26 protein-coding genes are annotated in these 22569 nt (G+C 63.7%); 3 read left to right on the top strand and 23 right to left on the bottom strand.

Features of this window, described 5'->3' with window-relative positions; all coding sequences use genetic code 11:
• Positions 1–237 precede the first annotated feature (237 nt).
• A complete protein-coding gene (locus tag ABC319_RS00210) occupies positions 238–444 on the bottom strand; it encodes a helix-hairpin-helix domain-containing protein (RefSeq protein ID WP_066773553.1) in 207 nt (68 codons plus the stop codon).
• Between the two features lie 85 nt (positions 445–529).
• On the opposite strand from ABC319_RS00210, the gene ABC319_RS00205 reads away from it, so the two are divergent.
• Entirely contained in the window at positions 530–793 is a 264-nt protein-coding gene (locus ABC319_RS00205) for a hypothetical protein (RefSeq protein WP_066773505.1), read from the top strand.
• On the opposite strand, the gene ABC319_RS00200 is transcribed toward ABC319_RS00205, so the two are convergent.
• Positions 790–987 carry a helix-turn-helix transcriptional regulator gene (locus ABC319_RS00200; protein ID WP_082731336.1) on the bottom strand — a complete coding sequence of 66 codons (198 nt, stop codon included), beginning with the start codon at positions 985–987 and terminating at the stop codon, positions 790–792. The genes ABC319_RS00205 and ABC319_RS00200 overlap by 4 nt on opposite strands.
• A gap of 491 nt (positions 988–1478) precedes the next feature.
• A complete protein-coding gene (locus tag ABC319_RS00195; protein WP_242417101.1) occupies positions 1479–1646 on the bottom strand; it encodes a hypothetical protein in 168 nt (55 codons plus the stop codon).
• 199 nt (positions 1647–1845) lie between these two features.
• On the opposite strand from ABC319_RS00195, the gene ABC319_RS00190 reads away from it, so the two are divergent.
• Positions 1846–2037 (top strand): hypothetical protein, encoded by a 192-nt coding sequence (locus ABC319_RS00190; protein WP_156442303.1) that lies wholly within the window; start codon positions 1846–1848, stop codon positions 2035–2037.
• Between the two features lie 3 nt (positions 2038–2040).
• On the opposite strand, the gene ABC319_RS00185 is transcribed toward ABC319_RS00190, so the two are convergent.
• From ABC319_RS00185 to ABC319_RS00090, 20 genes are all read right to left on the bottom strand, one after another.
• Positions 2041–4896 carry a conjugal transfer protein TraG N-terminal domain-containing protein gene (locus ABC319_RS00185; protein WP_066773513.1) on the bottom strand — a complete coding sequence of 952 codons (2856 nt, stop codon included), beginning with the start codon at positions 4894–4896 and terminating at the stop codon, positions 2041–2043.
• Between the two features lie 11 nt (positions 4897–4907).
• Positions 4908–6290, bottom strand: coding sequence for a conjugal transfer protein TraH (locus ABC319_RS00180; RefSeq protein ID WP_066773556.1), 1383 nt, complete (start codon positions 6288–6290; stop codon positions 4908–4910).
• A 92-nt stretch (positions 6291–6382) separates the two neighbouring features.
• Positions 6383–7297 (bottom strand): conjugal transfer protein TraF, encoded by a 915-nt coding sequence (locus tag ABC319_RS00175; RefSeq protein WP_231728705.1) that lies wholly within the window; start codon positions 7295–7297, stop codon positions 6383–6385.
• Positions 7278–7628, bottom strand: a complete 351-nt coding sequence (locus ABC319_RS00170; RefSeq protein WP_066708155.1) for a hypothetical protein — start codon at positions 7626–7628, stop codon at positions 7278–7280. The genes ABC319_RS00175 and ABC319_RS00170 overlap by 20 nt, the downstream gene beginning before the upstream one ends.
• A gap of 34 nt (positions 7629–7662) precedes the next feature.
• Positions 7663–9456, bottom strand: a complete 1794-nt coding sequence (locus ABC319_RS00165; protein ID WP_066773516.1) for a conjugal transfer protein TraN — start codon at positions 9454–9456, stop codon at positions 7663–7665.
• Complete coding sequence (trbC, locus tag ABC319_RS00160) at positions 9457–10200, bottom strand: type-F conjugative transfer system pilin assembly protein TrbC (RefSeq protein WP_066773518.1); 744 nt, start codon at positions 10198–10200, stop codon at positions 9457–9459.
• Positions 10201–10212: 12 nt separating this feature from the next.
• Positions 10213–11193: a conjugal transfer pilus assembly protein TraU gene (traU, locus tag ABC319_RS00155; protein WP_231728706.1), complete on the bottom strand. Its 981-nt coding sequence runs from the start codon at positions 11191–11193 to the stop codon at positions 10213–10215.
• A 32-nt stretch (positions 11194–11225) separates the two neighbouring features.
• On the bottom strand, positions 11226–11504 hold the full coding sequence (locus tag ABC319_RS00150) for a hypothetical protein (RefSeq protein WP_066773532.1): 279 nt from the start codon (positions 11502–11504) through the stop codon (positions 11226–11228).
• The gene (traW, locus tag ABC319_RS00145) at positions 11504–12142 is read right to left on the bottom strand and encodes a type-F conjugative transfer system protein TraW (RefSeq protein ID WP_066773540.1); all 639 of its coding nucleotides are present in this window, start codon (positions 12140–12142) and stop codon (positions 11504–11506) included. The genes ABC319_RS00150 and traW overlap by 1 nt, the downstream gene beginning before the upstream one ends.
• Entirely contained in the window at positions 12139–12690 is a 552-nt protein-coding gene (locus tag ABC319_RS00140) for a S26 family signal peptidase (RefSeq protein ID WP_394427582.1), read from the bottom strand. Before ABC319_RS00140 ends, traW begins: the two co-directional genes overlap by 4 nt.
• Positions 12671–13372, bottom strand: coding sequence for a TrbI F-type domain-containing protein (locus ABC319_RS00135; protein WP_082731337.1), 702 nt, complete (start codon positions 13370–13372; stop codon positions 12671–12673). Before ABC319_RS00135 ends, ABC319_RS00140 begins: the two co-directional genes overlap by 20 nt.
• The gene (locus ABC319_RS00130) at positions 13369–13728 is read right to left on the bottom strand and encodes a hypothetical protein (protein WP_066773545.1); all 360 of its coding nucleotides are present in this window, start codon (positions 13726–13728) and stop codon (positions 13369–13371) included. The genes ABC319_RS00135 and ABC319_RS00130 overlap by 4 nt, the downstream gene beginning before the upstream one ends.
• Before the next feature lie 5 nt (positions 13729–13733).
• Positions 13734–16313 carry a type IV secretion system protein TraC gene (traC, locus tag ABC319_RS00125; protein ID WP_066773547.1) on the bottom strand — a complete coding sequence of 860 codons (2580 nt, stop codon included), beginning with the start codon at positions 16311–16313 and terminating at the stop codon, positions 13734–13736.
• A complete protein-coding gene (locus ABC319_RS00120) occupies positions 16310–17263 on the bottom strand; it encodes a conjugal transfer protein TraV (RefSeq protein ID WP_413068375.1) in 954 nt (317 codons plus the stop codon). Before ABC319_RS00120 ends, traC begins: the two co-directional genes overlap by 4 nt.
• Positions 17264–17328: 65 nt before the next feature.
• The gene (locus ABC319_RS00115) at positions 17329–18201 is read right to left on the bottom strand and encodes a DsbC family protein (RefSeq protein ID WP_066773299.1); all 873 of its coding nucleotides are present in this window, start codon (positions 18199–18201) and stop codon (positions 17329–17331) included.
• Complete coding sequence (locus ABC319_RS00110; RefSeq protein WP_066773302.1) at positions 18188–19531, bottom strand: TraB/VirB10 family protein; 1344 nt, start codon at positions 19529–19531, stop codon at positions 18188–18190. The genes ABC319_RS00115 and ABC319_RS00110 overlap by 14 nt, the downstream gene beginning before the upstream one ends.
• A gap of 3 nt (positions 19532–19534) precedes the next feature.
• Entirely contained in the window at positions 19535–20290 is a 756-nt protein-coding gene (locus tag ABC319_RS00105; RefSeq protein ID WP_066773423.1) for a type-F conjugative transfer system secretin TraK, read from the bottom strand.
• Between the two features lie 59 nt (positions 20291–20349).
• On the bottom strand, positions 20350–20922 hold the full coding sequence (locus ABC319_RS00100; protein WP_066773304.1) for a type IV conjugative transfer system protein TraE: 573 nt from the start codon (positions 20920–20922) through the stop codon (positions 20350–20352).
• 1 nt (position 20923) lies between these two features.
• Positions 20924–21214, bottom strand: coding sequence for a type IV conjugative transfer system protein TraL (traL, locus tag ABC319_RS00095; protein ID WP_066773306.1), 291 nt, complete (start codon positions 21212–21214; stop codon positions 20924–20926).
• A 59-nt stretch (positions 21215–21273) separates the two neighbouring features.
• On the bottom strand, positions 21274–21594 hold the full coding sequence (locus tag ABC319_RS00090; RefSeq protein WP_066708110.1) for a TrbC/VirB2 family protein: 321 nt from the start codon (positions 21592–21594) through the stop codon (positions 21274–21276).
• A gap of 419 nt (positions 21595–22013) precedes the next feature.
• On the opposite strand from ABC319_RS00090, the gene ABC319_RS00085 reads away from it, so the two are divergent.
• Positions 22014–22475, top strand: a complete 462-nt coding sequence (locus ABC319_RS00085) for a hypothetical protein (protein WP_066773308.1) — start codon at positions 22014–22016, stop codon at positions 22473–22475.
• Positions 22476–22569 lie beyond the last annotated feature (94 nt).

Below are 22569 nucleotides of genomic sequence, written 5' to 3'. Positions count from 1 at the left end.
AACGGCCGACGATCGAGGCACCGTACAAAACGCTCGGTGAATGGGCGGCCGATCGCGCCGACATGCGGATTGCATGCGTCTGCGGTCGGAGCATGAACATGCCGGCAGGCCAAATCCTCGAACGGTTTCATGGCGACGGCGACGTGGCATCCAAGGTCATTCGGTTGCGATGCCGAGGATGCGGTCGCCGCGGCCATGCTTCTGTATCGTCGGTGCCGATCCTGCGCCGCTAAGGCATCAGGCGTCGCCAACGGTCAGTGCAGACCTTCCGCCGTCGGCCTTTCCGGCCATGCCGGGCACCTCATCAAGCTGACGAAGATCGGTGAACTTGCCGCGCTCCTCACGGTAGCGCACAATCTCGAAACCATGGCCTTTGAGCTCGGGAACAGCATCCAGCTGCTCGGCCGTCGCAGTGTTTACGTTGACGAGAGATGCGTCGCTCATGGTCATCCTTTTCGTTTGCCGGTAGCAAACCGATAGGAGCCCCTCCCGGTTCAGACTGCCGCAGAACGGCGAGAAAGGGTGACCAATGGCCAACCATGACGCTCCGGAAGACACGAACGATATTCGGGCGCTGCTCGCCCATTTACTCGCTGGCGTCACTGGCAAGCCCGAAGCGCACTGGGAAAAGCTGATAGGCGAGGTGACGGCTTTGCCCATCGTATTCAATCCCCGGTCAAATTGGAGGATTGATCAGAGCGGCACGATGAAGGAGATCGACGCCATTGCGAAAGCCGCAGAGGTTGTGCGCCAGGCACATCCCTACGTCCCGTCACCGAAAACCTTGACCTAGTCGCCGAAGATTTCGGCAATCGGTCGACTGAAAAGGCGTGCAATCTGGAACGCGCTAGACAACGATGGATCGTGCTTCCCCGTTTCGATCGCGTTGACCGCTTGCCGTGAGATCTGAAGCCTTTCAGCGAGCTGTGCTTGGCTCCAACCACGCTCTTTGCGGAGGACCTTCAGCCTGTTGCAAAGACCCGCCACGGCTTAGAAGGTGACAACAACGGCTTGGCGGACGAGCCGCTGAGCGCTTGGTGAGGTTGACCGGGCACCTGGCGAGCGTTGTGTTGGTCGTGGCGCACTCACCATCTGAGCGACTGAGCTATAACTGACAGGGTGGATGCCGTCTTGTGTACGAAAGGCGTCCAGGTGCACGACCGTATCGCCGAAGGTCACGGCAACAGTCCTGACGATCGCTGAGGCAGCCGGGTTATACGGCGCGATCCAAACGACCCGGGACGCAGTGGTTCTACGCCGGATGACGTCCAGATTTCGAAGAAGCTTAGGGCTGCGCGGATCGTTCGAACCGAGAGCTATGACAACGAGGCTGGCAGACAACGTCTCAGGGGAGAACCGCAGCGCGTCACTGGAAGATGCGCCAACACGAGCGCGCGTCTCGCACTGAATGCCCGACATCGCCAACGCTGCGGCGGTGCCAACTGCGGTGCTGTCACCGAGGATCAGGCAGAATGGGATCATTTGTGACCCAGCAGGGCCAGTACGATAGCGAGCGACATGACGAACAGGGAAAGCCAGATGGCGATCTGCCCGTAGATGTGGAGTACCACACCTACCCAGGAGTGCCGCTTTCGAAGCAAGATGCCGCTGCCGACGGCGATGAAGAAGGCGATGGTCGTAGGCATCGTTATCGATGGTGATCTATTCAACGATGCCTCTGCCAACGGGAAGAGTCCGATCATCATAACCAGGAGCCAAGAAAACCCTAGCAGCGCACCGTCAAACACCTGTCGCGCTGACGGGTTTTCGTTATGAACTCCGGTGCGGCGAACGCCTTGATGGCCATTAACAAACGCTGTATCCTTGCGGCGGGAGCAATGTGCCATGGCCTACGACCTCACCCAGTACCTGATTACGCGAGACCAGAGCGGCTCTGGCGGCGTGATCGCGACGCCGGCGTCTGAAATCCCGGCTGTTGAAGCTCCGGCTGCGGATGCACCACGAAGCCATCAGCTTGCCTATTTGGCAGTCTACGGTGCATGTTTCGTCGGCCTCCTTCTTTGGTTCTGGAGTTAGGCTTCACTTCCTCAGCGAGGGGTCGACGAAGAAGCCCTTTCCAAGCTTTTCGTCGATCTCTGCCTTCACGGGCTGCGCAGCCATAACGGTAGAAGAGCGCTGCGCCGTAGCCAGACTACGCGCATCCTGCACCTTGCCCGACCCTGCCTCAATCGCCTCGGCCGCAGCGACGGGTGCGGCTGACTGCCCAGGGCCGCCAGCATCTATCAGGCCGCCGGGCTTATACATCTTCTCTATGGCTCCTGCGCCGGCCAGCGCCGGACCACTCAGCTCATGCGGGTCATTTAGATGGAGCTGGCCCTGTACCTCGTTGAACATACCTTCCTGACGTTCAGAAAGGAACTTCGCGATCAAGGTATCGCGCACCTGCCGGCGATGACCGGTCAGGCCAACTTCATGAAGCCCAGGCGCATCAAGCCCACCGGCTTTCTGGCTCTCGCGGGCGTACCAATCACCAAGCTCAGCACTGAGGTTGGTGCTCATCTGCATGCTATGCGTTTCGGCATAGCTGATATCTTGGGAGAGCTGCTGTGCCCTCTCACGCGACTGGCGCGCGCGCTCCTCGAACGAATGCGCCCGGGCAAGGGCCTCTTCGCGCGAAAGCGACGAACTGCGACTGGTGCTGCCGCGAGCGAACGTCCCGGAGCGGTTTGTGTCGGTATCGCCGATGCTTGCGCCGTTGGCGACAGTGGTGTCGTCGCGGACGCTCTGCGTCGTCGAATTGCGATCATCAGTGCCGCGAGATTGATCCGCGTTGTGACTGAGGCGGTCGCCTTGGATCCCGGTCTTGGAGACCTCTCCACCAATCGAGGGAAGAGCACCAACGGCACGACCGAGCAATCCGCCGCGGCCCGTCGTTGGAGTGTTGGCGCCTGCCCCTTCCGGAGCAGGACTGGAACGGCGACCGCCACCCCCGCCGATGCTGGCTCCGATCGTGCCACGAACAGTGTCGATTGTCTCAGCGCTACGATTGTTGCCGTCGGTAAGCCGCCTCGATTGCGTAATGGCGCTTTGATCCTCGAGGCCGGTAGATGTGCCCTGACTGTTACGGACGCTCCGGTCGACCGTCGCAGTATGCTGCGAGGTTGATCCCGTTTCCCAGCCTCGGATTTGCTCGGCAGAAACCCCGGTGGCCCAACGACCCGTCTGGCTATATGTCGTCAACGCCGCTGCAGAGGCCTCGTCACTTTCAGCAGATCGGTCATAGGCGCTCTTCGTGGTCTTCATATCCGAAAGGAAGCCCGCATTGAGGGTCGGCGTGCTCTCAAATCGACTAATTGCCCCGTTTGTATCAATTACGGAGTGGCCGTTGCCATAGCTGCTTGCGGTGGCACCATTGTCAAATCGGAAGCTCGAACCGGCAGCACCCGACGAAAACATGGGTGTGTCTTGCCAATTGTTGCTTTGACGCATGTTCGATGTCGAGTTGGCGAAGCTCGTGTTGCCATAAGAATAGTTGCCGGTCGTCTGCTCGGCCGCAGCCGCTTCAGCTGCGTTCTGAGCCGGGTTGAGGACCGATGTCGCCTGACCCGAGATACTCATCGCGCCCTTGGCGAGACCCGCCGCGAGGAAGGGCACACTCATCAGCATGAAGCCGGCGATCGTGGCCGTCTCGGCATTGACGGCGCCGATGCCCGCGAACGTGCCTAGCGACATACCTCCTTCCGCTGCGCCCTGGGCGGCACTGGTGGCGCGCGTCATGCAGATCATGTGGAGGATGACGTACAGCGGCCCCCAAGACGCGAGGTAGAAGAACCCGGTCAGATAGCCCTTGAGCGCCCCGACCCCCGTTTGAGGCATCAGGAAGAGCGGGAAAATCACCGGGAACATCGCGTAGAACACGACCGTGAGCACGATGTTGAGGATCGGAACCCAGCTCATCGCCTGTTGGGCGATCGAGTTGTACGTGTTGCGCGCCTGAATGTCCGCCCGCGTCGTGGCGAAGGTATCGATCGACGCCGCGCCCGGACCGCCGGCCATCCCGTCGCGAGCCTGCATGAACGCGTTGATCGCCGTGTTCTGCCGCATCACGGCTTCGTAGTTGGCGCTCGAGGCGGTGAAGGCCTGATTGACGATCGGAACATCGGCACGAAGCTTAGCCGAGGCGACGGCGGTCGAGAGTTTGGGGAAGGCCTGCTTCGACCAGATCGGCGTGTGCGCCGCGATCATCGGCGTCCATTGCTCTGAGAGCAGGTTGTAGGCGTTGTTGCACGTGATGATGTCGCTTGTCACCGACGCACCGTTGCGGCTGACCCAAGGCTGCGACCGGGCGACCGAACCCGGCCCCATCGCGCTCCATAGGTCCTTCGCGTTCGCCAAGTCGGTCATCGACTTCTGACCGAGCATGATGTCGCCGAACACGCAGTTCTTGAAATGCGCCGACAGGTTGGTCGCAAACTCGGCGTCGCGGATCTCGAAATTGCGCGTCGCGTCGAAAAGGCGCGCGCCATAGACCATGCCGTTGGTTGAGTAGTTCAGCTGGCTTGGCATCGTGAAGACCGTCTCGGCCGTGCGGGTGAGCCAGTCACCGACCTGACTGGTGAAGCTCGCGATCACGCCCAGCCCGAGGGGCACGTTGGCAACGGCGGCAGGGGCCAGCGACGGGTTGATGCGGTCGGTCACCTTCACCGACACGGTAGGGACCATCAAGCACATGTAGATGAGCGTCGAGCCAATGAACCAGTTCATCCAGACGCGGACGTTCATCGTGAAGGCGACGCACAGAAGCGAATAGATCAGGCCGAGGACCATGACGACGCGAAGGAGCGAACGGTAGCCGCCCCCTCCCGTCCACGCTGCGACGGCGTTGAACGTGTTGACGATGTATTCGCCACCGCCGATCGTGAAGACCTCGACCATGCCGTTCGTCCTTAGTTGAGGCCCTGCGCGCTCAGCCCGCGCGAGAAATTGAGCGAAGCGGCCATCGCCGGCGACATGCTGTTCTGCAGGGTCGATTCCAGCATCACGGATTTGTTGATGAGGAAGATCGTCTGATTGAGCTTGTCGTTCAGCTTGAAGTCGCGCTGCGAGTAGCGGTCACGTGCCGACGCCAGCTGCTCGCGCCATGCCTTGCTGACGTCGACGTCACCCGACTGGACCTGGACCGATGACTGGCTGATCCGATCGAGCATGTTGTCGATCATCGCCGAGAGCATGTTCACAGCGACGATCTCGGCAAGAGCGTTCGTCTCACCGGGATTAAAGCTCTGGTGTGCCATCGCTTGGACCGCGAGCATTTTGTAGAGCGGGATCGTCGTCATATTGAGGAGCTGCTGCTCCCCAACGTCGAGCGCGCTGTCGGTGCGGATCTTCGAGTTGATCGAGTCGATCATGCCCTTGATCTTCGTGCGAAGTCCGGTCGCGATCTGAAGATTCTGTTCGGTGACCTTGAGGCACTTCAGCTGCTCGTCGCACTTCAGAAACTTGACCGGTTGCCCGCCCGTGCCCGTACCATCGAGAAGGGCGGTGACGACCGCCTCCTCGGCAGGCCCATGAAAGACCACAGCCGGGCCGCCGTCATCGCCACCCTTCGGGTTGACGATGATCGTGCCGACGAGGGTCATCAGGTATTCCGAGAACGCCTGATCGAAGGTGCCGAACTTATTGGACTTCTGGATTGCGTCCCAGGTGTAGTTGCGCGGCGTGCCGGCCGCATTCTCCGCCACCTTGGGATCGGTGTTGGCGTCGATCGTCGACTCCTGCTTATTTCCCGGTCCGCACTCCTGACGGGACCGCGCCCAGTCGGAGAAGATACCTTGGCTGTTGCCGATCGCTGCGCAGACGTTGGACCGCGCTCCGGCCATCTTCGGCCATAGGCCCCCCACCAGGCCCTGCGCTGCCTCGCACGACGAGATGTTCATCTGGTTCATCTGCTGCGCCTTGTTGGCCATGCCATCCATGACCTTGCCGATTTCGGGCGAGACGCTGTCGATCGCGAGCTGGAACGCGAAGCCGAGCGCGTTGTTCGCGGTCGCCTTCAGCATAGCGACCATCTCGGCGCCGTTGATGAACGAGAAGGAGCCGGTGAAGATGTCGATGCCGCCACACCCGGCGCGCACGCTCGGCATCTGGAGATTGAGCGGCTGCACGCTCTTTTGCGGGAAGCGGGTCCAGACATTGCCCATCGAATAGTATCCGGCGCTCTGGCCCTGATATGCGCTGGGGCCAGTGACATTGGCGGCGCCGCCCGCGTCCTGGAAGAAGCTATTCATCTGCCCGGCGACGTCGGCACGCGCGATGTCGACCGGGATCATGCTCGCGGCCCCGAGGCACGCGACGACCGCGGCGGACCGCCGCAGGAAGACGCGGAAGGGGGAGGGGCGGGGTTTGCAGGTGGTAGCGGTCATCAGAAATCCTGACCCGGCTTGGTGTTGGTGAGCATGAAGATCCGCTCCATGACCTCGTCGGCCGACATGACGCCGAAGCCGATGGGCACGGTCTTGCGGGTCACGGTGTCGAAGAGGACGAGCGCAGGCGTGGCCAGCGGCACGCCCATGCGCTCGCGCTGGCCGCTGTCGACCACGTAATTGGGGAAGGTTCGGCTCGGACCACCATCGGTTGAGACGGCCATCACGGTCATACGATGACTGTCGGCGACCGAGCGGAGGATCGGAGAGAAGACCTCGCACGCGGCGCAGCTCTGCGCGAAGAAGTAGAACATGCCGTACCGCTGGCCGATACGAGACAGCGCCTGATCGCGCGTTGCGCTGCGGTTATCGGTCCAGGCACGCTTGCCGACGGTGGAGACCGGTCGCTGCAGCGTGTAGTCGATGTCGGGGTTCTGCCAGAGCGCGCGCTGCCAGGTGTCGGAGAAGGTGGAGGCCCGATCCAACTGCTCGCGCTGATAGCGCACATAGGCAATGACGTTGGCCTCGGTCGGCTCGAGGATGGCGCGGTTCTTCAGCTCGTTGAGCTGCTTGGAGATCGCCTTCATCCGGTCCGTCGCCGATGCTTGAGCCTGCTGGGCAGGTTGCGGGGACTTGGGGGGGGTCTTCGGACGCTCGCAATAGAACCACTGCCCGAGGCGGCGCTGGCCGCAGTAGAAATCGTCACCCTGAACAGGCGTATCGACGTTTGCCTCGAGGACCTCAGGCTGCACCTGGTCCTCGCTCTCCGCGTCGTCGCCGGCATCGGCCATCGCCACTGATTGGAGATCGAGCGACTGCGCCCCCGCCGGCGCCGCGACCGGCGCGGCAGCTGCGAGGAGCATGAGAAGCGTGGCGGCGACGCGGCCGCGGCGGTTATCCCTGATCGTCATCATCGTCGTGCTCCCCGTCGAGCTCAATCATTGCGAGTTGAAGGACGTGCATCATCCGCGCGACGTCGAGCATCTTGGTGCCCTGATCGAGCATGCGGACGATCCCACGGAGGTGACTGCGGCCGTGCTTGCGGCCCTTGATCGTGGCGCGCATCCCGCTGTCGCGGCGCACGAGCCAACCGGCGTCGACCATGCGAGGAAACGATCGCTCGATCTCTCGCGGGTCGATCTGACAGTCGAACCAGTGCCCGACCGTCTGTGCGACCTCGCCGGCTGACGTGCCGCGCCCGGAGCGGTGGATCCGCAGGAAGATGGCGAGGTCGAGCACCGACATGTCGACGGCGCATGGTCCCCCCGGACCTTCCACATCATTTGCCCCCGTGAAGGTCATAATACCCCTGAATTTTCTGCTGGATGTCGGTCATGACACTGACCTCGTCGGGCAATTTCGCGGCGTCCATGAACTCGGCATAGACCTCCGAGAAATCCATTTTCGACAGGTCGAGGCGCTGAAACTCCTCGATGGTGAAGCCTTTGCAGGTCTCGTCCTTGGGCTTGCCCCACGGCTTGTTGATCTGCTGGCGGCCCTGCTCCTGCAGGATGCGGGATAGCTTGCTGCCGAAGCAGCAATAGGCGTCCTTCGACGTGACGCAGATGCCGAGCACCTTGTCCGAACAATAGGAGCCGACCTTGTGGCACAGCCCCTTGTCGTCCTTCTCGTCGAGTTGCTTCTCGGCCGAGCTGCACAGCCAAGGCGTCAGCAACGGCACACCCTTGCCCGAACAGCAATTGGACGCGCCAAAGATCTTCTTGTTGCAGGTCCCGCGCTCGCCGGAAAAGACCGTCAGGTTGTTCGGATCGAACTGCTTGCCGGCGTCGCCGATCGAGTGAAGCGCGACGAGCGCGTCCTTGAACTCGGTCGAGGCTTCGCGCTCGATCTGCTCGCAGTTGCCGTTGAGGCAGTAGACGTCGTTGCCGCAGACATACTGCTTGTCGGTCGACGCCGGGTCATCCGGCAGCGGGCAGCTATAGACGCGCTGCGATACCTTGCAGGCCCCCGACTGGGGATCGTCGAGACATTCGTCGCGCAGGAATTTGCACTGCTTGTTGTCGTCCAGCGAGCCGCAGTCGCTCGCCGGTTCGAGCCGTTGGCAGGTAAAGGTGCGCGACCAGGCCCAGCAGCTCTGCGTCACTGGCAAGCCTTCAATCGTGCGTGTTTCAGGGCCCTCGGTGCACACCTCGGCCGCCTGCGGCGTGCAGCTGGTGTCTGCGGCAAGCGACGGGCAGGTGCCCTCGTTGCGAGTGACGGACACGCTGACTTCGCCTTCCTTCTTCAAGTAGACCGTGCCGGTGCGAAAATTCTGGTGGCTACCCGTGTCACTGGCGGGAAGCTCGCTCGAACAGGAATAGAGCTGCGCCGTGCCGCTCAGCTTGCCCTTACAGAATTTGCGATAGTCCTCGACGTTGGTGCCGCCTGCGCCGAGGTCGATCTGCGCGTCGCAGATGTGCTTCGACACCGGCTCGGTACGGCAGACGCCGGCCGCGGTCCGAGCCTGCATGACGCTATTGCGGGCAAAGCCGTAGCCCTCGTTCTTGTCGAGAACGCCGTAGTAGAAATAGCGGGCGGTGTTGACGACGTGCGGGACCATATTGCCGCGGCAGATCTCGTTGGCCTGCGTGACCTTCGAGCCCTTGTTGCACGTCGCTTCGTAATAGCCCTTCGAGCCCACCGATGGGGGAAGCGCGGTGCAGGTGCCTTGGCTTCCGCCAATGTCCTGCCCGCCGAGATAGGTCTCGGGATCCTTCTCGATCGCGGTGCCCCGCGAGGTCGCAGCGAGGATTTCGGCATTGCTGAAGCTCGGCCGCGTGCCGCCCTTGTCGGTAACGGTGCCGTATGCGTCGCTCGTCGGCGCGGCGACTTTCCCATCCATCGTCAGCTTGTCGGGATCGTCGAAATAGCCCTTCTCTGGCAGATCGGTGCCGCCATACCCGGGCAGCTCCTGCAGCTTCAGCTCATTCGGGCCGAGGCTATCATCGGCGCGCATCGCCTTGCCCATGGCATTGCCCTGCTGACGCGCCTCTTCGATCGTCGTCTGCGCGATGACGCCGCTGGCGCCACCCACGAGGATGGCGAGAAACAGGGAGGCGGCGACCCGCTTCATCTAGCTGGCCTTCGCCATGTTGCGCAGCGCGACGGAGGCGACACCGGCACCCGGTCCGCGGGCCGACACGAAGGTATCGAGCACATAGCGGACCGAGACGTTACCGGTGATGCGATCGTGCGCGGGCACCGCGGTGCGACAGTTAAGGCCCGAGCACAGGTCGAAGTCGGAGGACACCGCCACATAGGTCGGCACGGCCTGAACATCGAAGGCACGGAAAAGCCGGGGATCAATGCCGACGTTCGAGAGCTGGTCCTTCTCGGTCACGACCTTGCTCAACGCCTCGCTGAACGCCTTCATCGAATTGCCAGGGAAACCGCGAAAGACGACCACACCCCCGGCCTTCGCCGTGTCGGCGATCAGCTGGCGAAGCGCCGGCACCGGCATCGAGAGGCTGGCGAACGCTATGAACTGAGGCGCGTCGCCCCGGCCTGTCGACGAGACGTTCTGGCTGGCGCCCTTGATGATCTCATCGAAATCGAAAGCACCGTCGCCGTTCACCGGCAGGTCGGCTTTCGCCAGCTCGACGAGGTTTCCGGTGGCCTTGGTCTGGACCGCCACGGCTTCTTCGCGGAAGGCGTCGCCACGATTGCGGACGTGGTCGGCGAACGTCTCGGCATCGCCCTGCATGGCCGCCGAGCGGCGCTTGATGGCGTCGAGATCCAGACCGTCGACGGTCTGAGCGATTGCCTGAATCCCGCCGATCGTGGCGACCAGAGCGAGGACGATGGTGAAGCGACGCATGTCAGTGGTTCCTCACAGCACGCAACAGTTGCGCTTGCGCCAGACGAGGTAGCCCATGTCCTCGCCCTTCACGGGGAAGGCCCGGCCAGCCTGCGGGGGCATGGTCGAGGCACCTAGAGGCGAGCAGGCATACTTGCCGCTGACGGTCGGGATCGGGTTGGTCATCTGGACGCGGTATTGCTGCTTGCGCAGCACCGGCATCGGGTACTTGTTGCAGAGGCCCTTGGAGCCCATCGTGCCCCACGCGAGGCCCTCGCGGTGGATCTTGAAGGCGAAGCGCGCAAGCGCCAGGCGCGACGCCTGAACGTGGCCGATCGAGGCAGCGATGTTGCCGTTGACGGGGTACATCGGTCCCTGACAGCCAGCGCACCAGAAGGTCGCATCGAGAGGCAGCTTGGCGGTCGCTGCGATGCAGTCACCGGCACACGCGGCCTGCGCGATCGGTGAGGAGAAGAGCACCGCCTCAGGATTGATGAGCGCGGTGAGAGAGTCGTCCTGCCAGAGCGGATCGACCTCGGTCATATAGGCGATGTCGAAGGACGATTGCTCGAAGCAGGCGAAGTCTGCGAGGATCTCCATCCAGTAGAGCAGCGGATATACGTACCAGTGGACATGCCACTTCGACGTGTTCTGTCCGTTCCCACCTTTCTGCGACGGCCCCGACAAATTGCCCTGTCCGATGTCGAAGCCGGGCGAGATCTTGGTCCCGCCGAGGTTCACGAAACACCATGGCTTGGTCGACACGTCGGCGAGACGCACCGGCTCCCAAAAGCCGGCCGAAATACCGATGCGCGGGACGGGTGATCCGCAGGCGCAGACGGGCAAGCTGGGGTTGTCTGTGTCGGGACGATTGCTCGGCCAGATCTTGAGGCCACCGACCGAAAGCGGGAACAGGCACGACCAGCACACATCCGTGATCGGGTTCACGAACTTGCCGGTACACTTCGACTGCGCCTCCGCGCGCGGGCTCAACACCGCCGATAGGGCGAACACGGAGAGCGCGAGGGTGAGGAGGCGCAGGCCTTTCACGCGGCCTCCTCCGGCGAAGTGGCGGCGTCGAGGTAGGCGTTGTCCGCGCGGTTCTTCCGGAAAACGTAGAGCGCCGTGTGAAGGGCCGTCGTCGCGAGGACGGCCGCCACCACGAAGGACGCGGGGCGACCAAAGAGCTTCACAAGCGGAGAGATGGCGAGGACGCCAACCGCAGATGCCACGCACAGGAACTGGAAGGTGCGGCGCATACCGCGCAGCTCCGCCGTTTCCGGCGCTGCCATCGGCGTCTTCAGGAGATCGAGCCACAGAGGCATCAGCTGTTTCCCTTCAGCTTGATTTCGGAGAGCTTCATGACGCGGCCGTCCTGCACGGCGACGGCGGGTGTGTGCCGGATGCCGAGCTTGCCCGTCAGGCGACCTTCCTGATCGAAGTAGAAGCGGCGTTGCCGCGCCGTCATCTCCTCGAGGGGGGAGCCGCTGACGAGGATGATCTTGGCCTTGAGGTCGCTGTATTGGGCGGTCGCCCACGCCATCTCGGCCTTGTTGTCACCGTCGACGAACACCAGAGCCTGGGTGACGGCGGTGAAATCGAGTGGATTTACCGTCTGACCACGCCGGGCGATGTAGTTGCCCTTTTGATCTTGAACGTCGCGCTCGATCGTGATCGTCGGGTCATAGGCCCAGGTCCGCGCTTCGGTCGCGGGGGTGATACCGGCGACGGGTTTCGGACGCCGCACGCGGGCCTCCGCCCTGCGAGCGAAGGCCGCATTCATGCGATCGATGTCGCCATTCGCCTGCAGCCGCTGGAGCTTCGCCTCGATCGTAGCGAGCAGATCCGGCTCCACGATCGGGAATGTCTGCCCGACGATGCCATGGTCGCTCGCGCGGGTCGCCGAGCTCAGCGAAACCGAGAGGAGGGCGACGATCGCGACGGACTCCAGCGCCCGCTTCACAGGATCGGCTTTCCGACGCCGACGATCTTGTTCGCGCACGCGAAGCCGATCGCCGCATACCGGCTGTCAAAGCCATCCTTGTGCGGACTACCGACGAAATAGCAGTCACGCGGAATGATGCCGGTCGGGCCGGGTACAAGTCGTTCGCCGAACTTTGTCAGCGGTTTCATGTGCGCGACGAGCTTACCGGCGACGATGACGTCGGCGCCGCGATGCTCAACCAGGTCGCCCGGCATGCCATAGACGATCTTGCCGAACATCTGCTTCTTTGCACCGAAGTGCCGAACGACGAGCGGCGAGGCAGGAGGCACGAAGAAGACGTATTCACCGCGCGCTGGCGTCGCAGTTTTGTGGATCACGAAGGCCCAATTCGGCAACGACTCTGACGAGTTGATGAGCAGGGCGTGGGTATCGCGCCATTCCGCGAGTGCATTGAGCGACGCGCCACCAGCGATGAAAAGGCCGAGCGCCGCCCAAAGCCGTTTCCTCGGCCGAAAGCGCTCAGTCGGCGCCGGTGCGCTGACCGCGTTACTGGCCACTGGGACCACCAAAGGTCGAGACGCTGGCGCCAGCAGCGCTAAGGTCGGGGGCCGGGGCGGGGACCGCTTGAGCCGTGTCCATCCCTACCGCGCCAAAGGGCGATGGGGCGGGAGCACCAGTCGGAATCTGCGTGACTTCAGGCGCAACGGCGACGGGGGCAGCAACGGGAGCAGTCGGAGCCTGTCCACGCATCATGGCACCCATCTGAGCGGGAGAGGCGGGCTGCGGCACGCGAACACCGGTCGAATAGACAGCCTTGGCGACCTCGCCGGTGATGTCGGGGACGCTCTTCGACAGGACCGCCTCGCCGACGAGGACGACCTGCCCTGCGGCGCCACGCCGCTGAAGCTCGGTATCAAGCGCCGCCATGAAGGTCCGCATCTGCGCCTGCACCTGGTCGGGCGGCGTGGCACTGCGGGCCTGCGCCTGCACGTATTCGCCGACAATGCGCGATAGGTCCGCCTTCACGATGTGCTGCGGCTTCTCGGCCATAACGGCCTTGCTGATCCACATGGCCCAGATCAGGGCCAGCAGGAGCGCCGCGCCGACAAGGAGCTGCGGCATCGTGTAGCCCGCGAAGACAGCCCGCCGCGGCACCGCGCGGCCCGATGCACGGACCGGCGTGGTTTCGAGACCGGGCGACAGGCCAAGGCCATCGTCGTTGCGGTCGACACTCGATGCTTCGGTCATGCTTGGCGCTCCCGGGCGGCAGGGTCGCGCGGCAGGATGGCGTGCCGGCGGAAGAAGATGAGGGCGGTCGACAGGATCAGGTGCGCTATACCCACCGTGATCTTGAACTGGTCGACGCGGTCAGATCCGGCCGCCAGATAGCGACTGGTCATGTTCTGGAGGTGGTGCATCATCCCATCGAGCGACAGGCCGCCCAGGACGAGGAAGAAGAGCACGAAGAGCCCCCACGTCATGAGCAACGTCGTGGCGAGAAAGCCCGCCATGTGCAGCCCAAAGTAGAGCAGGAAGCCATAGTCGACCCGTCCGGCCCTTTTGGGCGCGGCGAGCGGGAGAAGGGGGTTTGCGTGCGTTGCCATGACGGTCACTCCGCGGCGATCGGAAGCGCGTCGTCGCCGGCGTCGCTCCACTTTTCAGGGTTCTCGGGGTAGGCGACGCGCTCGATCGCCTCTTCCATCGTCAGACCATGATCGAGCAGGTCGTGGATCGCCGCGAAGGTGCGCGGTGAGGACGAGAAGACGGTCGCGGAGTAGGGATCGAGCACGAGGCGACCGACCGCCATCGATTCCGGGCCTTTGATGAGCACGTCGGAATATTCGACGCCGTTGCGCTTCAGCGAGCGCATCAGCGCATCCGTGTAATCGTCCATCTCGAAGCGATCGTGCTTCTTGAAGTCGGCGATCGTCTCGGCCTTCTGCTGCAGCACGACGAACCAGTCGCTGTTCTCGAGCGCCGCCTTGGAGCCATCCGACTTGTAGTAGTCGTTGATGCTCTGCGTGGCGGTGACGAGCGAGGCACCGTACTTGCGGCAGGTACGCGCATAGGCCTCGATGAAGTCGGCCATGGAGCCGCCCTTCAGCATCTGCCAGGCCTCGTCGAGGAGCAGCGCCTTGGGCACGGAGCGATCCTCCCGGCGCATCGCCTGGCTCGCCATGAACATGATCGCGGTGAGCGCGACCGAGCGCAACTCCTCGCGCGACGACAGGTCCGACAGCTCGAAGACGGTCAGGTTCGCCTTCAGCTGGAACGACACGTCGCCGGTGAAGAAGCGGCCATAGGTGCCCGCACTCGAGAACGGGCGCATGGCGATACCGAGGTCGGTCGCAACCGGATTACCCGTCTCCTCGAGGGCAGCGATCACGTCATCGATGCAACCGCTACGCCCCTTCGCCGCCCACACCTTGTTGATGGCACCGTCGATCAGGCCGCGCTCGGTGTCGTTGAGCTTGTCGATGTGCCGCGCCATCTGGTTCACGATGCTTTTCAGCATCGCAAAGCAGTCCATGAGATAGTCCTCATCCTGCCCGGCAAGCTCAGGGTCGATCATCGCGAACGGGTTGATGCAGAAGCCAGACGCCATGGTGAACTCGACGAAGGCGCCGCCCTGCAGCTTGGCCGAGTGCTCGAACGAGCGACCGTCGTCGATCACGACGACCTTCGCGCCGGCTCCAACCATCGAGGCGCACAGCTCCTGCAGAGCGACCGACTTGCCCGAGCCCGACTTGCCGCACACTGCGACATTGTGATTGCCGGCGGTGTTCTCGAACGGCGACCAGAAGAACGGCTGTCCACGCCGGCCAACCAGCATGAGGTGCGGTTGGAGGCCACCCAGATACTCGCCCTGCAGCGGCATGAGGCTCGCTGCGGTCGTGGTCAGAACCGTCCGCATGCGCTTCATGTTTTTGAGGTCGAACGACAGTCCGTTCGCCATTGTCATCGGCATAGCGGCGAGCAGGCCCTGGATCTGCAGATAGCGATCGTCGAGCAGGTCCCAGCCTGCGGCGCGGTACACCGACTTCAGCGTCCGCTCGTTCGAGTCACCCTTGCCCTTCGGGCTGAAAGAGGTGACCGAGAAGAAGGCTTGCACGAGCTTGCGGCCTTGACGCAGCTCGTCCTTGACGAACTTCCACTCGGCCGACTGATCCTTCAGCTGCGGCAGCATGCGCGCCGACTTGGAGTCCGCAAGGCTCGTGGTCCGCATGAACTTGCGACCGGCGCGCTGCCCCTCGGCCTCCGCATCCGGGAAGTCGAGACACAGGTTGGTCGACACGGGGCAGGGCATGCGCAGCTTGTCGGCGAACATGTCGCCGATGAGCTTGGCCATATCCCACGGCGCCCAACGCTGCGGCAAGTTGCGCACCGAGAACGAGCGCACGTCGAAGGTGTCGGGGTAGATCTCGCCGATCTCGGGTGCATTATCGACCGTCTTGCCCGTTGGGCGGAACCGTTCGGTCCGGAGCAGGATCCGATCGGGCTCGATCTTCATCTCAAGATCGTGCCGTACCGCCTGATCGGCGATGGGATCGAACGGATTGTAGGTGATCGTGTCGTCACCCGGTGCCGTCGTCGGTGAGGTCAGGTCATCGATCCAGGTGATGAGCGCCTTGGGATCCATGGCGCGCGAATGGACGCCGATGGACTCCAGCGCGGACGCGAGGCCCTCCATCACGGAGACGATTTCCTCGTTGGACACGCGGCTCGATTCCGGCGTCGAATAGGAGATGGCGAGCCGGTGATTGCGCATGTGGAAGGGCGCTGCGGACGACAGCGAGTTCCACACGCCACCGAGCAGATACTCGGTACGGTGCTTGGCCATGCGCTCATAGACGCCGGCCGCCGAATAGCGCGGCAGATACCACTTGGAGAGCAACTCGCTGATGCGCGGGCTCATCCAGCCATGAACCTGCAGCGCGCCCGGCGTCGGAATGCCTTCAGAGAGGAATTGCGCGAGCATTTCATGGCTCTGCTCGGTCGCGCCGAGCATCGGCGTGCACTCGAGGACGAACCCGCGGGTCGCGCTATTGTAGAAGATCTTCGTCTTCGGGTCGAAGCTGCGATACGGCAGCCAGTGAACGAAGCGCGGCACCGCCGTGTCGGGCCGTCCGCCCTCAGGCTTGGCATTATCGCCAAGGATCATCGCCAGCAGGCCGCTTAGGAAGCTCATTGATCCACTCCGGGGAATGAGGGAGCGCGCAGCACCGGTACGACGCCGTTGGCCTTGGCGGCTTCGCGCGCGTCAGGCTCGACGCGCGCGAGCCCCGCACGGATTGCCGGGTTTGCCGCGACCGATGCGATCGCGGTCCGACCCGCCTGGGTTGCATGAAGCGGGACGGTGACGGCCGACGTCGCCGTTGGCGTCGTCGCGACAGGGCGAACAGACGCGGAAGGGGAAGGGGCGGGGGTTTTGGCGGGGCCGACCGGCTGTGTCGTCGCCGTTCGCGCCTGAGGCGGGGAGGCAGGAGCCACGGGTGCAGTCTGGACGGCTACCCCTGTCGGCGCAGGGCGGAACGTGGGCCGGGTGGCCACCGGCACGCGTCTTGGATTGCGCGCGAGCTGGCGAGCGACCTGGTCCTTGATGTCGCCAACAGGATCGGCCTGCACGCGCGCAGCGGCAACCGCAGCCGCGCTCGGCATGTCGGGATCAAAGGCGGGATCCGCGGACGCGGTGACGGGGGGGGCGGCCCGATCGACCGCGGCGAGGAGAGTATCGCCGCCCGTCGCCGATGCTACCTCGGAGGGCGTGGTCGCAACCGCGTTCGCAGCGAGAGCCTGCTGCCACTCGCCACGCTCAACCACGGCATGAATGGCGGTCTGCTCGCGAAGGCGACCCGCCGCGTCGATCTGCGCGGGGAATACGATGCGCAGCACCCGCTCTTGGCTACGCGCCGGCGCGGCTGATGCGGCCTGGAAGCCGCCACTTACCGAGCGCGCGGCGATACTCTGAGGGCCGCGACCGTCGCTTGCGGGCACGCTGTAGGGACCAGCGGGCGTAATCATGCGATCGCCGTCCTCGCCGGCGATCATCGCCAATGCGCGATCATCGATCGTCGAACTCGGGGCGCAGATGCCATCCGGGGCGACGCACGAGAAGTTGCCCTTGATGTTGCCACCCATCGTCGTGCAGCTGGCAAGGCCAGTGCCCGCGAGGATGAGACCAAGCGCTCCGATTTTGGTAGGGTTCACGACCGTCCTCCCGCGATGAAGGCGGCGAGCGCCTCCTTGGGCCGGTAGCCCTCGATCATCGCACCGTCGGCGCGGACGATGACGGGCGTGCCGGAGAGACCATGGGCGCGCGCGAACTTCTCGTTGGCGTCGAGGCCCGACGTGTCGCAGGTGCCGGCGTTGCGCAGCGGCTCACCGGCGTAGGCCTGATGCAGGGCCTCCTCGCGGTTCTTGGCGCAATAGACCTGATTGGCGAGGTCGCGGCTGCCCAGGACCGAGATGGGGCGCTCGATCACGCGGACGTTCATCGTGCGGAGCGTGTTGGAGAGCGCGCGGCAATAGCCGCAGCGGAAATCGCTGAACACGGTGACCGTCTTGCCCGAAGGCTTGCCCCAGACGATCGCGCCGGTCGCCGGCAGGCTCGTGAGCGAGAGGTGCTGCGGCGCTGCAGGTGCGGTGGGCTGGGACCCGGCACCACGCGTTAGCGGTGCTTCGTCGCTGCTGGCGGCGTTGTTGGCCTTAGCCGCCCCGCCGATGAGCGTGTCGGGATTGATCTCGAGGAGCCGGGTGGCGGTAAGGTCCTGCCGCGTCTCCATGTCGTAGACCCGGCCGATCATGAGGTAGCGGCCCGAACGATCGACATAGAAGAGATTGCTGCCGGCAGTCACTTCACAGAGGCCGTCGACGACGCCGCAGTCGACCTTGGAAACGTCGGTCCTTGGCAGCCGTGCCTTGAGGAGCGCTGCGACCTTCTGGTTGGACGGCGACATGATTCCGAGATCCGCCGCAGCGCCAGCGGCACCGATGCCGACGACAGCCGCGCAACCCGCGATGGTGGCGATGAAGCGAGGACGAAGACGCCAGAAGGCGATGTAATCAATTGCGGACATACACACCCTCCAGGAAGACGATTTCGACGTCGACACCCGTCGGCATCTCAATGACGGGCTGGTACTGCTCGGCGCGCTCGATCAGATACTTGGAGACCATGTCGCCCGCCTCGCCGATGCCGTTGCCGACGCCGCCCTGCGCGATGTCGCCGAGCCCGAGCTGCTGGCGCTTGCCGTTGGCGAGCACGACGTTGCCGGGCTGCAGCGCAATGTTGGTGTTGGCCGCGAAGCCGCGCCCGATCCCGCCGACGAGGCCGGCGATGAAGGCTTGGCTCACCAGCGATCCCTCGCGGCTGACGACGCGACCCCGCACGCCGGTCTTGCCGCCGAATGCGATGAAGCCCTTCACCTCGGACTCGGCATAGCGGCCGCCCGGCTGCGGGCAGGTCATCTTCTGCAGCTTGATGTAGACCTTCTCGCTCGACAGCTCGCCGCGCGCGGCGCCGTTGATGAGGCAGCCCTGGATCTTGGTGGTGAGCAGCTTGCCGTTCTGGAGCACGGAGCGCGCCGGCCCAGTGATGCGCAGCACGACCGGCAGCGGGTCGGTCTGGCTGTTCACGCCCGCCGCGGCGTCGACGCCGACGATGACCTTGGCGGTCGCGAAGCTGTTCGCGGGCAGGTAGTTGGGGCTGTCGGTGTAGACCGTGCTGCCCTTGGCGATCTTGGACGCAGTGCCGCGATCGGTCGAGCTGAACGAGACCATCTTCACTTCGCTCAGGCGAGGCGCGGAGAGATCGGGACCGGCAGGCGGCGCCCCCGCGCCGCGGCCGTACACCGCAGCGCTGCCCGGGCCGTACATCGCCTGCGGACCGGCCGGGACAGGCGGCGGGGCGGCCGCGCGCTCGTTCACCTGCCTGCGCAGCTGCTCGTTCTCGGCCTGATAGGCCGAGACGACACGCTGGCCGTCCGACGACATCGACTGGTTCTGCGCCTTCAACGCGTCGATCTGCTGCGAAAGCTGCGCCACACGGGCGTTGGTGCCGTCGACGCTCTTCAGCTGGTTCTCGGCTGACTGGAAGCGGTTCTCCGACAGCGCCATCCACTCCTGCTCGGAGAGGGTCCTGTTCGCCATGTCGCCGACCGACACCTTCACCTGCTCGGGCTTGTCGGGGTCGACCTTGCGGGCGTTGTCCGAGCCGCCGAAGATCCAGAACGACGAGGCAACGAGGCCGACCGCGCCGACGCTTGCGAGAAGCATGCGCTGCTTCTTCTTGGTCTCGTTGTTGCCGTCGAGCTCGGACGCGATCGGCGATACGCCGTCCGTCTCTGGAGCGGCCTCGGGGCCGTCGAGCGGCTTACGCGACCGCGAGAAGATGTCCTTGATGGCCATGGCTTAGTTTCCGTTCCGCGAGACGAGGTAGGCGGTCGTGACCCGACCCGGTGCGAGTTTGGGCTCGGCGATCGACACGGCGAGGGCGCTGGCGGGCGCGACCTGTGCCTCGGTCAGGACTTTTTCCTGCGTGCCCTTGTTCTCGATCCGCAGAACGCGACCCGTCAGTGCCTCGCCGCGATATTCCGAGATCATCTGGACCTTGAGGTCGCCGACGTAGACCGGCTTCAAAGAGCGCTGGCGCAGCTCGTAGCCATCGACCGACTTGTTCGCGTACATCGCCTGCACCAACGACACCGCCGCGTCCTCAGGAGTCGACGCAGCGGCGACCTTGGTCGGTGCCGCCTCGGCCGCGTCGGCCTTGGCGATCGCGGGGTTCGAGAGGAACACCTGCACCGCCTGGTCGCCCGCGATGCGGCAGGCGAACTTGTAGACATAGCCGCGCTTCGAAGTGCCGAAGAAGGAGAGCGTCTGGCGGTTGAAGCCCTCAGGAACGGACAGGTAGATGTCGCCGCGAACTGGCTCGTTTACGACCGAGAAGTCGTCCGACGGGTTGCCCGTGTTGATCTTCGAGACACCGGCAAACTCGTCGCCGACGAGGCTGATGCGCGTCAGATCCTTGGCCGACGCGGTGCACGACACCTGCGCGCCGTCCGCGACCATCAGCGTCTGGTCGCTGGCTGCGAAGGCAGGCGCGGCAAAGACAAAGACCGCGACTGCGATGAGCGCCGCGCCGGCGATGCGGCTGAGCCAGCACATTGTGCGCGAGGCGAGCACCGTGCCGAGTGCAGCGCTGCCGAAGGCGTAGAATGCGTCCGTCACAGCGAGCCTCCCAGGCGGCCCTTCGGCTGCGCCATGCTGAATCCGACCAGCTTCAGGCTCATGCCCGAATACTCCCAGTCGTAGATGAAGGTGCGCGGCTCGCTCGACACGATCTTCTGGCCGACCACCGTGCTGAGCTTGCCGGTCACGGTAGACTGCAGGTGCTTGGCGTCGATCTCCATGCCCTCGAGCGTGAAGAATTGGCTCATGCTCGAATTGCGCTGCTCGTTGACGATCTTCAGCAGGTCGGCCTTGATCGTGCCCTGCGCTCTCGGGGAGACGATCGCGAGGACCGACTTCATCCAATAGTCGAGGCTGCCGGGCGATCGGTTCAGCGTCAGGACCGCCGTGTCGCGGGTGACGAGCTCGAGATATTCGCGCGACACGCCGCTGCTGGAGACCGTCACCGGCGATCCGAGGACCGGCTGCAGGACGATCTCACGACTACGGGTCGCGGACATGAGGAGGAGGAGTGCGACGGCGCCTGCCAGCACAAGGGCGGCGATGCCGAGAAGATTGCGCTGGCGAAGGACACGCTGGCTCTGCGCGTGCTGGTAGGAATAGTCCATGTCAGCCCACCATCAGTCGGAGATAGGAAGGTGGCGTGGCCCTGAGAGACGGAAAGCCGCCGGGGAGGTGCCAGTATGCCAGGTGGATCAACCAAGATGTCGCCCGTCCCGCCTTGGCCTTACGGAGTGCCCACCAGCCCAGGACGGCGAAGCCGATCCCGATGACGATGTGTTGGGACAGGATCCCCCACGTGAAGGGGATGACCATCGCTAGGAACTCGTCCAACGTCCAAAAGCCGATAAGCTCAGGGTCGTCCAAGTGCGATGGGATCACGTACTTATCGGCTGACATCACGCCACCTTCAGTGACGACGCCGGCGGAGCTGCTATCTCCGCCGGTGCCGGATCGAGTTAGATGGTGGCGGTGACGGTCGAGGTGACGATCGGAACGCCGGTGCCGGCGCCGACGCCCACGCCCACCGGGATCGCGACCTGGCCGAGCGAGAAGCGGCCCGAGGCCAGACCGACGACACCGCCGGCCAGCGACAGCACGGTGATGATCTTGCCGCCCGAACCCTCGAGGAAGCCGGTGAAGGCGTTCAGCGCGGTATCGAACGTGCCGTCGGCACCCGCGAAGGCGGGCGAGGCCATCACGGCCGCAGCCGCTGCGACGCCGAGGGTGGCCAGTGCGGCCGTCTCGACGCGACGGCCCATCTTGAGCATGGTCTTCATGACGAAAGGTCTCCTTTGATTGAGCGCATTTCAGCGCGCCCAACCAAAGGCTCGACCGGGAAAAAAATTCGCGCAATCGGCGCGTTTAGGAACTGGTAAGGTTGCCGTAAGTTTTTTCTGCGATTGCGACGAAATGAGCTTTGCCAGCTTACCAATCAGGCTCTTGTCCCGCGCTTCGGGACGACTTGTCCGCCCCCACGAACATCTGTCCGCGTTTACGAACGCCTGTCCGTAATAGCGGACAGCTGTCCGTATTGGCGGACACGCGTCCGCGTGCGAGGACAGCGGCGCGAAGGCCTTAATCCCGCGATGCGACTCCGCTCTTTGATTGTGTTACACAACGCGGACTCGATGGTGCTAAAACGCCGCGGAGACGGTATTTTTCAGGGTGTGCTATCAAGGTGAGGACTTCTTCTAAGATGACGGCGGGTGAACGCGCCTTCGATCTAAAGATCTCGGAAACGTTCTTTCGGCTCGTAACCGAAAGCATCCGCCTTTTCTCGAACAAGAAGAAGAGACTTCTTTCGATCAACGACGTGGTCAACGATCGATCTTCCTCGGCCGCCCAAATCAAGGATACCTACCGACCAGGCTCGTTGAAGGAGCATCTGCGGATCATCCCAACTGATGGCGATGTCGGCCTATCACTGACGATCCTCGAAAGCAGCGCTGAGGCGATCGACGGTTCGATCCCAGACCTTCAAGAGGTTATCGGATCATCGGTAAGTTTTGCGTCCGCCGTTTCACTGGTCCTCTTCGACTTCATCGTTGAGGAGAACACGACGGAGGTGATTAATAAGCTGGGGCTGGACGTTGAGGACGCCCAGGCCTTTCGAGCTGCGGCAAAAAGAACCGAAACGAACGTGATTCCAATCAGGTAGCACCTCGGAAACATGAAATTAACGTTAACGGCAGGGTTGCCATTCTGTCATTTTCGGGCGTACCTGAGTCGAAGCTAGCGGGTGGGGAGTGCCC

Origin of the sequence: Sphingomonas phoenicis (genome assembly GCF_047238005.1) — a bacterium.
Lineage (GTDB): Bacteria > Pseudomonadota > Alphaproteobacteria > Sphingomonadales > Sphingomonadaceae > Sphingomonas.
This window is presented reverse-complemented; position numbering and strand designations above follow the sequence as displayed.